The organism is Nocardia sp. CDC159 (assembly GCF_023740735.1).
In the GTDB taxonomy this organism is placed as follows: domain Bacteria; phylum Actinomycetota; class Actinomycetes; order Mycobacteriales; family Mycobacteriaceae; genus Nocardia; species Nocardia pulmonis.
On the sequence record NZ_JAMRXH010000049.1, the window covers coordinates 1 to 923 of the forward strand.

Genomic DNA, 923 nt, shown 5'->3' on the forward strand with positions numbered 1-923 from the left:
TCGGTTTCACGGTGCGACTGCTGGCCGATGGTGAGGAGATCGAGCCCTGACCGAGCAAGGCCAGAGTCATTCGAGGAGTTCGAACGATGCGGTCGATCCAGTACGAAGATAGCCGCGGCCGTCCACAGCGGCTCACATATACCCAGTGGCGCTACCTGGATGAGGTCGACCGCCGCGGACGCCTTGAGTACGGGTGGGGCGGCTACACATCGACGCTCACTGTCCGACTGCTACGCGAGCGCGGCCTGATCACGGTCGCCGATCGTTGGCAGCGAACCGAATCGGGTGGACTTGTGTTGCGATGGGAGATTTCCGGACTGACCAAGCTCGGTGCCAGAGTCCACGCCAAGGCGAACGAACATCCCGAACGCCCATAAGCCAACATACCGGCGGCCAGCCCGCCGAACTCTCCGGAAATTCCGGATGGTTGCCGAAAACCATTGTGCGGTAAGGAGATTCCAACCATGCCAACCTACAAGGTCACCCTGCGCGTCTTCGAGGACGACCCCCTCAGCGAAGCAGCCGTCAAGGCGAAGATCTTGGACGCCTGCGAGGACGCGCCCATCAGCTTCGATATCGATGGAGTGGAAGTGGAGCAGTGATCGACCCCGCCGCCCTCAACGAAGACCCAGCCTATCCCTGCTACGACGGCGGCCGACACACCTACAGCCAGTCGGACGACGACGCGCGGATCGAATGCCCCCGCTGCGGCGCGGAAGTTCTCACCGAGGAGCTGACCGAATGAGCACCGAGCACGAACCGAGCGGGCGGGAACCCAACAACAGAGTGGGTGGTCAGCCGTGACCAGCAACCCCGAACCAGACCTGAACTGGATAGACGAGTTGCTTCACGGAATCGACCACGAAGAGACAGAACACGAACACGGCTGGTGGGAGACATCAACCGGTGCCGCATTCGGCAAA

3 protein-coding genes are annotated in these 923 nt (G+C 61.8%); all 3 read left to right on the top strand.

The genetic code is table 11. The features are described from left to right. Positions 1–86: 86 nt before the first annotated feature. The 3 genes from NDR87_RS37065 (at position 87) to NDR87_RS37075 (ending at position 745) form a co-directional block, all read left to right on the top strand. A complete protein-coding gene (locus NDR87_RS37065) occupies positions 87–377 on the top strand; it encodes a hypothetical protein (RefSeq protein ID WP_251919023.1) in 291 nt (96 codons plus the stop codon). An 87-nt stretch (positions 378–464) separates the two neighbouring features. Beyond that, positions 465–602 carry a hypothetical protein gene (locus tag NDR87_RS37070; RefSeq protein WP_251941272.1) on the top strand — a complete coding sequence of 46 codons (138 nt, stop codon included), beginning with the start codon at positions 465–467 and terminating at the stop codon, positions 600–602. After that, complete coding sequence (locus NDR87_RS37075; RefSeq protein ID WP_251941270.1) at positions 599–745, top strand: hypothetical protein; 147 nt, start codon at positions 599–601, stop codon at positions 743–745. The genes NDR87_RS37070 and NDR87_RS37075 overlap by 4 nt, the downstream gene beginning before the upstream one ends. Positions 746–923 lie beyond the last annotated feature (178 nt).

Bases quoted from the DNA above. Each gene is read 5' to 3' on its own strand.
- NDR87_RS37065 (WP_251919023.1), top strand. From the start codon at position 87: ATGCGGTCGATCCAGTACGAAGATAGCCGCGGCCGTCCACAGCGGCTC.
- NDR87_RS37070 (WP_251941272.1), top strand. From the start codon at position 465: ATGCCAACCTACAAGGTCACCCTGCGCGTCTTCGAGGACGACCCCCTC.